We start from the raw sequence: 12,863 nt of genomic DNA on the forward strand, positions 1-12,863 counted from the left end.
GTGACCACTCCGCCGCCCCAGGGCAACCCATTCGCCCAGGGCCAGCAGCAGCCCTACGGCCAGCCCCAGGGCCAGGCGCCCCAGGGTGGCTTCCCGCAGCAGGGGGGCCAGCCCGGGTTCCCCCCGCCGGGTGCTCCGATACCGCCGCCGCAGCAGGGACGCAAGCTCAGCTTCAAGACGATAAAGAACATCGTCATCGTGCTGATCGTCGCCGGTGTGGCCATCGGTGGTTACATCGCCAGCAAGGACGACGCCAACACCGCCGCGGTCGGCGACTGCATGCACCGCGGCAGCACGGACGACAACGACCCGGACCTCGAGGTCGTCGACTGCGGCGACGCGAAGGCGCAGTACACGGTTCTCGCCAAGATGGAGGGCAACTTCTCCGGCCTCACGGCGCAGAACAAGTGCGAGGCGGAGGCCAAGGACTTCCAGTACGTGTACACGGAGACCAACGGCAGCAAGAGCTTCCTCCTCTGCCTGAAGGACAAGTAGGACAGACGGAGGGGGCGGTGTTTCACGTGAAACACCGCCCCCTCCGGCACTCGCGGGGCCATGTTTCACGTGAAACATGGCCCCTTTCCGTTCTCTCAGCCCTGCTGCGCGGCCCACCACTCCTTGAGTGCCGCCACCGCCGCGTCATGCGCCATCGGACCGTTCTCCAGTCGGAGCTCCAGCAGGTGCTTGTACGCCTGACCGACGGCCGGACCCGGCTTGACGCCGAGGATCTCCATGATCTGGTTGCCGTCGAGGTCGGGACGGATCGCGTCGAGCTCCTCCTGCTCCTGGAGCTGGGCGATGCGCTCCTCCAGGCCGTCGTACGCACGGGAGAGCGCGGCGGCCTTGCGCCGGTTGCGCGTGGTGCAGTCCGAGCGGGTCAGCTTGTGGAGCCTGCCGAGAAGCGGGCCGGCGTCGCGCACATAGCGGCGGACGGCGGAGTCCGTCCACTCTCCTGTGCCGTATCCGTGAAAGCGCAGATGCAGCTCGACGAGCCGGGAGACGTCCTTCACCAGTTCGTTCGAGTACTTGAGCGCGGTCATGCGCTTCTTGGTCATCTTCGCCCCGACCATCTCGTGGTGGTGGAACGAGACCCGGCCGTCCTTCTCGAAGCGGCGCGTGCGCGGCTTGCCGATGTCGTGCAGCAGGGCCGCGAGGCGCAGGGTCAGATCGGGGCCGCCCTCCTCCAGGGCCATCGCCTGCTCCAGGACGATCAGCGTGTGGTCGTAGACGTCCTTGTGCCGGTGGTGCTCGTCCCTTTCCAGGTGCAGGGCCGGCAGCTCGGGCAGCACGTACTCCGCGATGCCGGTGTCCACGAGCAGTGAGAGCCCCTTGCGGGGGTGCGCGGAGAGGATCAGCTTGTTCAGCTCGTCCCGTACCCGCTCGGCGGAGACGATCTCGATGCGCCCGGCCATCTCCTTCATGGCCGAGACGACCTCGGGCGCCACCTCGAAGTCGAGCTGGGCGGCGAACCGGGCCGCCCGCATCATCCGCAGCGGGTCGTCCGAGAAGGAGGCCTCCGGAGTCCCCGGCGTGCGCAGTGCACGTGCCGCGAGATCACCGAGACCGCCGTGCGGATCGATGAACCGCTTCTCCGGGAGCGCGACGGCCATCGCGTTCACCGTGAAGTCCCGGCGGACCAGATCCTCCTCGATGGAGTCGCCGTACGACACCTCCGGCTTGCGCGACGTGCGGTCGTACGCCTCCGAGCGGTAGGTGGTCACCTCGATCTGGAAGCTCCGGTCGGCGTCCCCGACACGGGCGTCCTTCTGCGCCCCGACCGTGCCGAAGGCGATTCCGACGTCCCAGACGGCGTCCGCCCAGGGACGCACGATCCTCAGCACGTCCTGCGGACGGGCGTCGGTCGTGAAGTCCAGGTCGTTGCCGAGGCGGCCGAGCAGCGCGTCCCGCACCGAGCCGCCGACCAGGGCGAGCGAGAACCCGGCCTCCTGGAAAAGGCGGGCGAGTTCGTCGGCGACAGGGGCGACCCTCAGCAGTTCACTCACGGCGCGGTCCTGCACCTGGCTCAGGGCACTGGTTTCTTCGTTGGCGTTCGGCACAACAGAAGAGGGTACGTGGCCCGAACGGCCGTGAGCCTCCTCATTGTGCGGGTGCGGACACCCCCGCCGATACAGGGACAACGGGCTCGCCCCCCGATCTTGTAACACCGGTCCGCGGCACTTCCCCTCAGCGCACATCGTTACCATGCGTGGACGCACATTCCGACGACCATTGACGAAGACGAGGGACGGGCGAGCGCGTGGCCGAGGCGGCAGACTTCCAGGGGACGAATCCCTCACCTGCCCGCCGCTGGATGCGGCGCACCGGAGCCCTGCTCGCCGGAGCGCCCCTGCTGGCCGGGCTGGTCCAGCTGCCCACGGCTTCCCCCGCAGCCGCCGCCCCGGGGGAAGCGCCGCGGGCGGCCACCGACACGGGCCCGGTCTCCGTCTCGGTCGACACGCTCACCCCCAGCGCCCCCACCGAGGGCGACACCGTGACGGTCAAGGGAACGGTGACCAACAAGGGCAAGCAGAACGTCACCGACGCCCACGTGGGACTGCGCGTGGGACCGCTGCTGAACACCCGCTCGGGCATCGACACCGTCTCCAGGGACAGCACCGACGTGCAGAGTGCCGTCGGCCCGGAGGTCGGCGACAAGTACGCCGAGGAGTTCGACAAGCTCACCCCGGGCGTCTCCCGGCCCTTCAGCATCTCGGTGCCGGTGAACAAGCTGAACCTCGGGCAGGACGGCGTCTACCAGCTCACCGTGGCGCTCTCCGGGCAGACCTCCGCCCAGCAGTGGGAGCAGACCCTGGGCGTGCAGCGGACGTTCCTGCCCTGGCAGCCGGACGAGGCCGCCACGAAGTCCAGGACCACGTTCATGTGGCCGCTGATCTCCACCTCCCACATGACGGCGGAGACGGCATCCGACGAACAGCAGACGCCGCTCTTCCACGACGACGACCTCGCCGAGGAGATCTCCCCGGGCGGACGGCTGGACCGGATGGTGGCGCTCGGCAAGGACCTCGACGTCACCTGGGTGATCGACCCGGACCTGCTGGCGTCCGTCGAGTCGATGACCGAGCGTTACGAGGTGAGCGGCGAGGGTGACGAAACCGTCGTCGGCAGCCACCAGGCGGTCGCCAAGAAGTGGCTCACCGAGGTGCAGAAGGCGGTGGCGGACAAGGACGTCGTCGCGCTGCCGTTCGGCGACCCCGACCTGGCGTCCCTCGCACACAACGGCACGTCCGTCACCGGCTCGCTGAGCCACCTCAAGGAGGCCACCGACGTCGCCTCCGAAACCGTGGAGTCGATCCTCCACGTGAAGCCCAGCACGGACTTCTCCTGGCCCGTCAACGGCGCCGTCGACCCCTCCATCGTCAAGGTCGCCACCTCCGCCGGAGCCGACAAGGTGATCGCCCGCAGCGATACCTTCGAGGAGACCGCCGGCCTGTCGTACACGCCCTCCGCGCCCCGGCCCATCGGCGGCGGCACCACCGCCGTCGTCGCGGACGCCCCGTTGTCCGTCGCGTTCCAGGGCGACATGACCAAGGCGTCCTCCTCGACCCTCGCGGTACAGCGCTTCCTGGCCCAGAGCCTGACCCTCGACCTGCAGACGGGCAAGCGGCGCAGCGTCGTCGTCGCACCGCAGCGCACCCCGTCGGCAAGCCAGGCCCAGACGATGGCCGAGGCTCTGGACGCCCTCCAGAACGGCACCTGGTCCGAAGCACAGGGCCTCCCGGCGGCCGCCAGGTCCGAACCCGATTCCGCCGCCACGACCAAGGTCCCCCCGGCGTCCTCGTACCCCTCCTCCCTGCGCAGGAACGAGCTGCCGAAGGCGACGTACGAGCAGATCGCGCGGACACAGGACAAGCTCGACAGGTTCAAGGTGATCCTCTCCGACCAGTCCCGCGTGGTGACCCCGTTCGGACGGGCGCTGAACCGGTCGATGTCCGCGTCGTGGCGGAACCGTCAGTCCGAGGCCGCGATCTACCGGAGCGGCATCGAGTCGTACCTCGACGGGCTCATCGGGCAGGTCAGACTGATCGACAAGTCGGAGACGAAGCTCTCCGGCCGCAGCGCCACCATCCCCGTGACCGTCCAGAACAACCTGGTGCAGGGCGTCGAGCACCTGGTGCTGCGGCTCAGCTCGACCAACCCGACCCGTCTCGAGATCGGCGGGAACGCCTACGAGGAGCACCCCGTCACGGTCTCGGGCGGCCACAGCCAGTCGGTGAAGTTCACCACGTCCGCCAACGCCAACGGCCGGGCGACGGTCGTCGCCCAGCTGTACACGCAGGACGGCCAGAAGTACGGCGAGCCCGTCACGTTCGACGTGAAGGTCACCGAGATCACCGCCACGGTGATGCTGGTCATCGGCGGCGGCGTGCTGCTGCTCGTCCTCGCCGGCTTCCGGATGTACACCCAGCGCAAGCGGGCCGCCGCCCGCGACGCGCAGGAGCGGGACGACGACGCGGGCGAGGACGCCGGCGACCCGCAGAACCCGGAAGCCGCCGGGGAGCGTCTCACCCAGGAGTCCGGGGCGGACACGAAGGCGGACGGCCCCGAGCAGCCGAGTGACCCGGCACCGGACACCGCACCGGAAAACGCCGACCCGTCCGGCACGGGTGAGAGAGTGGACCGTTGAGGATGTCGTGGCCGGTGGGCCGGGGACGATGAGGTGGGGTAACCATGAACGCGCCGTACGACGGTGACCGCGGCCATGCCGCGGGCAACTCGGGCCATCCCGAGTCGGACCCCCCGCAGGGTCCGCCGCCCGGGCACGACCAGGCGCCGCCGCCGCCCGCCGACCCGTACCTCCAGGACGCCTACGACCAGGACCCCTACCGGGCGCAGGACCTCTCCGCGCAGGACCCGGTCGCCGAGGCGCTGTACGACCGCGCCGCCCACCCGCCGCCCCCGCCGGGCGCCTACGCCCCTCAGCAGCCGCTGTACGGGCAGCCGCCCCAGTCGCCGTACGCCCCCGACCCGCGGGTGTGGGCCCAGACGCCCGCGCCGGAGCCGGACGGGCCGACGCAGCACCTGCCGTACGGCGACGACCCGCGCACCACGCAGTTCGTGGGCGTGGACGACCTGGTCGGCCAGACGGGCGACCAGCGACACGAACCGGACGCCTTCGCCCACCTCTTCCGCGACCAGCAGCAGAGCGGCGCCTTCCCCGACCAGCAGCAGGCCGGCGGACACCCTCAGCAGCACGGCGGCGCACACCCCGGACACCCCCCGGTGAACGGCATGCAGAACTATGCCGCGGCACCCGTCCCGGGCCCCGCGTCCCCGACGCCCGGCCACTACGCGGGAGCCACCCCGCCTCCCGCCGCGGAAGCGCCCGCGCCGGAACCGGCCCCCGCGCCGAAGAAGGGCGGCCGGGCCGGGGGACTGCTGAAGTCGAGCGCCGTGATGGCGGCCGGCACCATGGTGTCCCGCCTCACCGGGTTCATCCGGTCCGCGCTGATCGTCTCGGCCCTGGGCCTCGGCCTCCTCGGCGACTCGTTCCAGGTCGCCTACCAGCTGCCGACCATGATCTACATCCTCACCGTCGGCGGTGGTCTCAACTCCGTCTTCGTACCGCAGCTCGTGCGGGCGATGAAGGACGACGACGACGGGGGCGAGGCGTACGCCAACCGCCTGCTGACGCTCGTGATGGTCGCCCTGGCCGCCCTCACCACCCTCGCGTGGCTGGCCGCCCCGCTCCTGGTGCGCGCGCTGTCGAACCCGGTCGCCACCGACCCGGCGGCCAACGACGTCGCCGTCACCTTCACCCGCTTCTTCCTGCCCTCGATCTTCTTCATGGGCGTGCATGTGGTGATGGGTCAGATCCTCAACGCGCGCGGCCGGTTCGGCGCGATGATGTGGACCCCGGTCCTGAACAACATCGTCATCATCGTCACGCTCGGCACCTTCATCTGGGTCTACGGCACCGCCGGGGACTCGAAGATGGAGGTCACGAACATCCCGCCGGAGGGCCAGCAACTGCTCGGCGTCGGCGTCCTGCTCGGACTCGTCGTCCAGGCCCTCGCGATGATCCCGTATCTGCGCGAGACCGGGTTCCGCATGCGCCTGCGGTTCGACTGGAAGGGCCACGGGCTCGGCAAGGCGGCGATGCTCGCCAAGTGGACCATCCTGTTCGTCCTCGCCAACCAGGCGGGCGCCCTGGTGGTGACCCAGCTGTCCACGGCCGCGGGCCTGGACTCCGCCGTCCAGGGCACCGGCTTCGCGGCATACGCCAACGCCCAGCTGATCTGGGGCCTGCCCCAGGCCATCATCACCGTCTCCCTGATGGCCGCCCTCCTGCCCCGTATCTCACGCTCGGCGGCCGACGGCGACGCCGGCGCGGTCCGTGACGACATCTCCCAGGGACTGCGCACCACGGCCGTCCTGATCGTGCCGCTCGCCTTCGGCTTCGTCTCGCTCGGCATCCCGATGTGCACCCTGATGTTCGGCTCCTCGGGCACCTCGGCGGCCACCAACATGGGCTACATGCTGATGGCCTTCGGCCTCGGCCTGATCCCCTACTCCGTGCAGTACGTCGTCCTGCGCGCGTTCTACGCGTACGAGGACACCCGCACCCCCTTCTACAACACGGTCATCGTGGCCGCGGGCAACGCGATCGTCTCGGGCATCTGTTACGTCGTGCTCCCGGCCCGCTGGGCCGTGGTCGGTATGGCCGCCTCCTACGGCCTGGCCTACGCGATCGGCGTCGGCGTCGCCTGGCGCCGGCTGCGCAAGCGGCTGGGCGGCGACCTGGACGGTGCCCGGGTACTGCGGACCTACGCCCGGCTGTGCATCGCCGCCGTCCCGGCCGCGCTGCTCAGCGGCGCGGCCTGCTACGGGGTCAGCCAGGCCCTGGGCCAGGGGGTCGCGGGCTCGTTCGCGGCACTGCTGGCCGGCGGGGCCGTGCTGTTCGGCGTGTTCTTCGTGGCCGCGCGCCGGATGCGGATCGACGAGGTCAACTCGCTGGTCGGTATGGTTCGCGGACGCCTTGGACGCTGAGACACGGGGTAGGCGCACAACCATCAACGGCCACCGTGTGTCGTGCATAGCGGCGGACTGTGGGCACAATTGGTCTCGGCGTCGAACGGCGCGCGACGGACGCCGGCCGACGCGCATGGGATGGGGAGGCAGGGAACGACGGTGGCCGAACGGAGCACAGCTGCCGTCGACGTGGCAGACAACAGCGGCGAGCAGCCGCTGACCGCACAGGCGGACCAGTCCACGGCCGACGGGGTGGCCCAGAACCGGGAGCGGGACACGGACAACGACGAGGCACAGGAGAACACCGGGGCCGACGGTTCCGCGATGACCTCGCCACCCGAACTGCACAGCGGTCACAAGCTGGCCAGGCGCTACCGCCTCGAGGAGTGCGTCACCCGTCTGGACGGGTTCAGCAGTTGGCGTGCCGTGGACGAGAAGCTCCGCCGCGCCGTCGGCGTGCACATCCTGCCCGCGGACCACTCGCGCGCCCGGTCCGTCCTTGCCGCGGCCCGTTCCTCCGCCCTGCTGGGCGACCCGCGCTTCGTCCAGGTCCTGGACGCCGTCGAGGAGAACGACGTCGTCTACGTCGTGCACGAATGGCTCCCCGACGCCACGGAACTGACCGCGCTCCTGGCGGCCGGCCCGCTGGAGGTGTACGACGCCTACCAGATGGTCAGTCAGATCTCCGCAGCGATGGCGGCGGCACACCGCGAGGGTCTCGCCCATCTGCGGCTGAACCCCAACGCCGTCCTGCGCACCTCGACCGGACAGTGGCGGATCCGCGGCCTCGCGGTGAACGCGGCGCTGCGCGGCGTCAGCTCCGAGACGCCGCAGCGCACCGACACGGAGTCGATCGGCGCCCTGCTGTACGCGGCGCTCACCCAGCGCTGGCCGTACGAGAGCGACGCCTACGGCATGTCCGGGCTGCCGAAGGACATCGGGCTGATCCCGCCCGACCAGGTGCGCGCGGGCGTCCACCGGGGGCTGTCCGAGCTGGCCATGCGCGCGCTCGCCAACGACGGCGCCACCGCCTCGCGCCACGAGTCGGCGTGCACCACGCCGGAGGAGCTGGTGAAGGCGATCGGTGAGATGCCCCGCATCCGCCCGCCGGAGCCGGCGTTCACGACCCCGCCCGAGTACCAGCGCACCACGTACCAGCAGGGCACCTACGGCCGTCCGACGCCGCACCCCGGTGTCACCCAGGCGCTCCCGACACCGCCTCCTCCGCTGCAGAGCCGCACGGGCAAGGCGCTCAAGTGGGCCGTCTCGGCGCTGCTGATCGCCGCGCTGGGCTTGGGCAGCTGGCAGCTCGCGGACGCGCTCATGGATCAGGGCGGCAAGGCGGACGACACGAACAAGACCCAGACGACGGACGGCGACGACAAGAGCCCGAAGAAGCCGGTGAGCGGTAAGCCCATCGCCATCACGGCGGCGCGGGACTTCGACCCGTTCGGCAGCGACGGCTCCGAGAAGCCGGCCGACGTGGGCAAGGTGTACGACAGCACGCCGGGTACGTACTGGCAGACGGACTACTACCTGAGTACGGACTTCGGCCGGCTCAAGTCCGGCGTTGGAGTGATCCTCGACCTCGGCCGGTCCCAGCAGGTCGGCAAGGTCACCGTCTCCTTCGTGGGGAACACGTCGGTGGAACTCCGTGCCGCCCCGAGCGACGCAGGGGTACAGCCCACGTCTTTCGACGACTACGCCAAGGTCGCCGAGGGCACCGGCTCCAGTGTGACCCTCAAGCCCGGGGAAGCGGTCAAGTCCCGGTACCTGCTGGTCTGGCTGACCGAACTGCCGCAGACGAGTGACGGCAACTTCCGTGGCCGTGTCGTGGACGTCAAGGTGACCAGCTAGCCCGTCCGCATCGAGGGAGGGGACCCGATGGCAGCAGGCGCCGCACATGACGGAGTGAGCGATCAGGATCTGCTCACCCGGCATGTCGAGGGCGACCCCGACGCCTTCGGTGAGCTCGTGCGCCGGCACCGCGACCGGCTGTGGGCCGTGGCCCTGCGGACGCTGGGCGACCGCGAGGAAGCCGCTGACGCCGTCCAGGACGCCCTGGTCTCCGCCTACCGGGCCGCCCACACCTTCAGGGGCCAGTCGGCCGTCACGACGTGGCTGCACCGGATCACGGTGAACGCCTGCCTGGACCGCGCCCGCAAGGCGGCCTCCCGGAAGACCTCCCCGGTCGACGACACGGAGCGCCTGGAGCAGCTGCTCGAGCCCCACGAGTCCGCCTCGGCCCCCGCGGAGCGCAACGATCTGCACCGCCAGCTCATCGAGGCCATGGGCACCCTCCCGCCGGATCAGCGGGCCGCGCTCGTGCTCGTTGACATGCAGGGATACCCGGTCGCGGAAGCCGCCCGCATCCTCGAAGTGCCCACCGGCACGGTGAAGAGCCGCTGCGCCCGCGGCAGAGCCAGACTGCTGCCCCTGCTCACTCATCTGCGGCCGGACGGGCCCGGTGAGAAGAAACGGGGTGAGGGACGGAACCGGACGCAGGGGACGTCCGTCCCACCCGCAGCGGGACCGCGACAGGCGGATCCCCCGGACTCAGGATCGAACGACCCGGCTGCAGTGAAGGGCGGAGGTGGGCGAGCGTGACGTCGACGACGGACAGGGCGGAGCACCCGGACGTCGCGGAGATCTCCGACCTCACCGAGGGACTCCTGCCATCCGCCCGGAGCGCCGAAGTGCGCCGGCATCTGGACGAGTGCGCGCTCTGCGCGGACGTCCATGCCTCGCTCGAGGAGATCCGGGACCTGCTGGGCACGGCGCCGGGCCCGCCGCGGATGCCCGCCGAGGTGGCGGGACGCATCGACGCGGCGCTGGCCGCGGAGGCCCTGCTGCATGCCACGGCGCCGGAACCCGAGACCACCGGGGACACCGCCGGTAGTTCGTCCGCGTCCCCCGGCGACGAGCAGGCGCATGTTTCACGTGAAACATCGCCGCTCCAGGACCGGCCGGCCGGGCGCCCCCGCTCCTCCACGACCGGGCCGGGCCGCAAGGGCCGTCTCCGCGGCGGGCGCCGACGGGTCGCCGTCCTGGGGACCGTGTTCACGGTCGCGGCTCTGGGGCTCGGATCAGTGGTGCTGTCGAGCATGAACGAGGGAGGGCCGGACGAGGGCCCCCGGACCACCGCGTCGGACACCTTCTCCGAGGGGAAGCTGGAGAAGCAGGTCACCGATCTCCTCGCACAGAGCCAGGGGGAGCGGAAGGGCGCCAGCACCGGGCGAACCTTCGGGTCGCAGTCGGAGTCCCACGCCGTCAGTCCCCGGGTTCTCAAGGAGCCCGCGGTGCCGAAGTGCGTCAGCGACGGCATCGGCCGCGACGACGCCGCGCTCGCCACCGAGAAGGGCACGTACCAGGGGAAGGAGGCGATGCTTGTGGTGCTCCCCGACGCCTCGGACAGCTCCCGTGTGACCGCGTACATCGTCGAGGCGACCTGTGTGGACAACGTGTCCGCGGCCACCACGGCGAAGGTTCTGCTCGAGCACTCCTACGCACGCTCCTGACGACCGGCGCGCCCGCTCTGACGTCCGGCCCACACGGCCCTGACGTCCGGCGCTTCGTCCGCCTCCCGCGTGGTATCCCGTACTGGGTGTGTTCCTCACCGTGCCGGCAACGGGCCGTGTCCGTGTGCGCGGGCACGGCGGGAATGCGCGCCCCTTAGGATCCGTTGGGTGGGGTGAGAGCTGCAAAGGCGGCTCCCACCGGTCGACCGACGCAGACCAGAGACGAGGAATTCAGCCGTGAGCGACGTCCGTAACGTGATCATCATCGGCTCCGGGCCCGCCGGCTACACGGCGGCGCTCTACACCGCCCGTGCGTCGCTGAAGCCCCTGGTGTTCGAGGGCGCCGTCACCGCCGGCGGTGCGCTGATGAACACCACCGAGGTCGAGAACTTCCCCGGCTTCCAGGAAGGCATCATGGGCCCCGAGCTCATGGACAACATGCGGGCCCAGGCGGAGCGCTTCGGCGCCGAACTCGTCCCGGACGACGTGGTCGCCGTCGACCTGACCGGTGAGATCAAGACCGTCACGGACACCGCCGGTACGGTGCACAAGGCCAAGGCCGTCATCGTCACCACCGGCTCGCAGCACCGCAAGCTCGGCCTGCCGAACGAGGACGCCCTGTCCGGCCGCGGTGTCTCGTGGTGCGCCACGTGTGACGGCTTCTTCTTCAAGGACCAGGACATCGCCGTGATCGGTGGTGGCGACACCGCGATGGAGGAGGCCACCTTCCTCTCGCGCTTCGCCAAGTCCGTGACGATCGTCCACCGCCGTGACACCCTGCGCGCCTCCAAGGCGATGCAGGAGCGTGCCTTCGCCGACCCGAAGATCTCGTTCGTCTGGGACAGCGAGATCGCCGAGGTCCAGGGCGACCAGAAGCTCTCGGGCCTGAAGCTGCGCAACGTCAAGACCGGCGAGCTCTCGGACCTGGCGGCCACTGGCCTGTTCATCGCGATCGGCCACGACCCGCGCACCGAGCTCTTCAAGGGCCAGCTGGAGCTGGACGAGGAGGGCTACCTCAAGGTCGACGCGCCCTCGACGCGCACGAACATCACCGGTGTCTTCGGCGCCGGTGACGTGGTCGACCACACGTACCGGCAGGCGATCACCGCGGCCGGCACGGGCTGTGCCGCCGCCCTCGACGCCGAGCGCTACCTCGCGGCCCTCTCGGACGAGGAGCAGGCCGAGCCCGAGAAGACCTCTGTCTGACCCCCACCCGCCCCACGCACCGACCAGTTAAGGAGCCCGCTGTGGCCGGCACCCTGAAGAACGTGACCGACGACTCCTTCGAGCAGGACGTCCTCAAGAGCGACAAGCCCGTCCTGGTGGACTTCTGGGCCGCCTGGTGCGGTCCGTGCCGTCAGATCGCTCCGTCCCTCGAGGCGATCGCCTCCGAGTACGGAGACAAGATCGAGATCGTCAAGCTGAACATCGACGAGAACCCCGGCACGGCCGCCAAGTACGGCGTCATGTCCATCCCGACCCTGAACGTGTACCAGGGTGGCGAGGTGGCCAAGACCATCGTCGGCGCCAAGCCGAAGGCCGCGATCGTCCGCGACCTCGAGGACTTCATCGCCGACTGACGTTTCACGTGAAACACGAGTGGGCCGGCCCGGAAGGGCCGGCCCATTCGCATGACGGCAGCACATCCGGCGGGGAGACGGTCACGCTCCCGCGGACGCACTCACAGCGGCCTCAGCGCCGGCTCCTTCTGTACCGCCCCGAGCAGCCGGTCCAGCGCCATCTCGACGTCCTCCTTCCAGGAGAGCGTCGTCCTCAGCTCCAGTCTCATCCGGGGATGGGTGGGATGCTGACGGACCGTCTTGAAGCCCACGGCCAGCAGATGGTCGGCGGGCAGCAGGCAGGCGGGTTCCTTCCAGCGGGCGTCGCCGAAGGCCTCGATCGCCTTGAAGCCCCGGCGCAGCAGATCCTTCGCCACCGTCTGCACCATCACGCGGCCCAGTCCCTGACCCTGGTACCGGGGCAGGATGAACGCGGTCATCAGCTGTACCGCGTCCGGCGACACGGGGCTTGTGGGGAACGCCGCGGAGCGTGGCACATAGGCGGGCGGTGCGTAGATCACGAAGCCCACGGGGACGTCGTCGACGTAGACGACCCGCCCGCAGGATCCCCAGTCCAGGAGAACGGCCGAGATCCACGACTCCTTCTCCTCCGCGGACGTGCCCGCCCTTACCGCTGCCTCGCCACTGACGGGGTCGAGTTCCCAGAAGACGCATGAGCGGCAGCGCCGGGGGAGGTCCGGAAGGTTGTCCAGCGTGAGCGGTACGAGCCGACGCCCCATGAAGGCTGTTCCTCGCTTCCTTCGCCCGCTGCCACGCGGGCGGCCGTCAGAGCACT

The 12,863-nt window shown here is 70.3% G+C and carries 10 protein-coding genes; 8 read left to right on the plus strand and 2 right to left on the minus strand.

Going from position 1 to position 12,863, the window contains the following annotated elements; translation table 11 throughout:
• Positions 1 to 495, plus strand: a complete 495-nt coding sequence (locus tag CNQ36_RS17460; protein ID WP_004929233.1) for an LppU/SCO3897 family protein — start codon at positions 1 to 3, stop codon at positions 493 to 495.
• A 95-nt stretch (positions 496 to 590) separates the two neighbouring features.
• On the opposite strand, the gene CNQ36_RS17465 is transcribed toward CNQ36_RS17460, so the two are convergent.
• Positions 591 to 2,057, minus strand: coding sequence for a CCA tRNA nucleotidyltransferase (locus CNQ36_RS17465; RefSeq protein WP_206278465.1), 1,467 nt, complete (start codon positions 2,055 to 2,057; stop codon positions 591 to 593).
• Positions 2,058 to 2,257: 200 nt separating this feature from the next.
• Between CNQ36_RS17465 and CNQ36_RS17470 the strand changes: the two genes are divergently transcribed.
• The 7 genes from CNQ36_RS17470 to trxA all read left to right on the plus strand — a co-directional run bounded on the left by CNQ36_RS17470 (position 2,258) and on the right by trxA (position 12,088).
• Positions 2,258 to 4,645, plus strand: a complete 2,388-nt coding sequence (locus CNQ36_RS17470; protein WP_121546693.1) for a DUF6049 family protein — start codon at positions 2,258 to 2,260, stop codon at positions 4,643 to 4,645.
• A gap of 44 nt (positions 4,646 to 4,689) precedes the next feature.
• Positions 4,690 to 7,008: a murein biosynthesis integral membrane protein MurJ gene (murJ, locus tag CNQ36_RS17475; protein WP_121546694.1), complete on the plus strand. Its 2,319-nt coding sequence runs from the start codon at positions 4,690 to 4,692 to the stop codon at positions 7,006 to 7,008.
• A 141-nt stretch (positions 7,009 to 7,149) separates the two neighbouring features.
• Positions 7,150 to 8,847, plus strand: a complete 1,698-nt coding sequence (locus CNQ36_RS17480) for a protein kinase family protein (protein WP_121546695.1) — start codon at positions 7,150 to 7,152, stop codon at positions 8,845 to 8,847.
• A 27-nt stretch (positions 8,848 to 8,874) separates the two neighbouring features.
• Positions 8,875 to 9,597 carry an RNA polymerase sigma factor SigM gene (gene sigM, locus CNQ36_RS17485; RefSeq protein WP_004929223.1) on the plus strand — a complete coding sequence of 241 codons (723 nt, stop codon included), beginning with the start codon at positions 8,875 to 8,877 and terminating at the stop codon, positions 9,595 to 9,597.
• Positions 9,594 to 10,508 carry an anti-sigma factor family protein gene (locus tag CNQ36_RS17490; RefSeq protein ID WP_121546696.1) on the plus strand — a complete coding sequence of 305 codons (915 nt, stop codon included), beginning with the start codon at positions 9,594 to 9,596 and terminating at the stop codon, positions 10,506 to 10,508. The genes sigM and CNQ36_RS17490 overlap by 4 nt, the downstream gene beginning before the upstream one ends.
• 237 nt (positions 10,509 to 10,745) lie before the next feature.
• Positions 10,746 to 11,714, plus strand: a complete 969-nt coding sequence (trxB, locus tag CNQ36_RS17495) for a thioredoxin-disulfide reductase (protein WP_121546697.1) — start codon at positions 10,746 to 10,748, stop codon at positions 11,712 to 11,714.
• A 41-nt stretch (positions 11,715 to 11,755) separates the two neighbouring features.
• Positions 11,756 to 12,088: a thioredoxin gene (gene trxA, locus CNQ36_RS17500; protein ID WP_004929217.1), complete on the plus strand. Its 333-nt coding sequence runs from the start codon at positions 11,756 to 11,758 to the stop codon at positions 12,086 to 12,088.
• Positions 12,089 to 12,189: 101 nt separating this feature from the next.
• On the opposite strand, the gene CNQ36_RS17505 is transcribed toward trxA, so the two are convergent.
• On the minus strand, positions 12,190 to 12,807 hold the full coding sequence (locus CNQ36_RS17505; protein WP_121546698.1) for a GNAT family N-acetyltransferase: 618 nt from the start codon (positions 12,805 to 12,807) through the stop codon (positions 12,190 to 12,192).
• Positions 12,808 to 12,863 lie beyond the last annotated feature (56 nt).

This window comes from Streptomyces fungicidicus (assembly GCF_003665435.1).
Classification (GTDB): domain Bacteria; phylum Actinomycetota; class Actinomycetes; order Streptomycetales; family Streptomycetaceae; genus Streptomyces; species Streptomyces fungicidicus.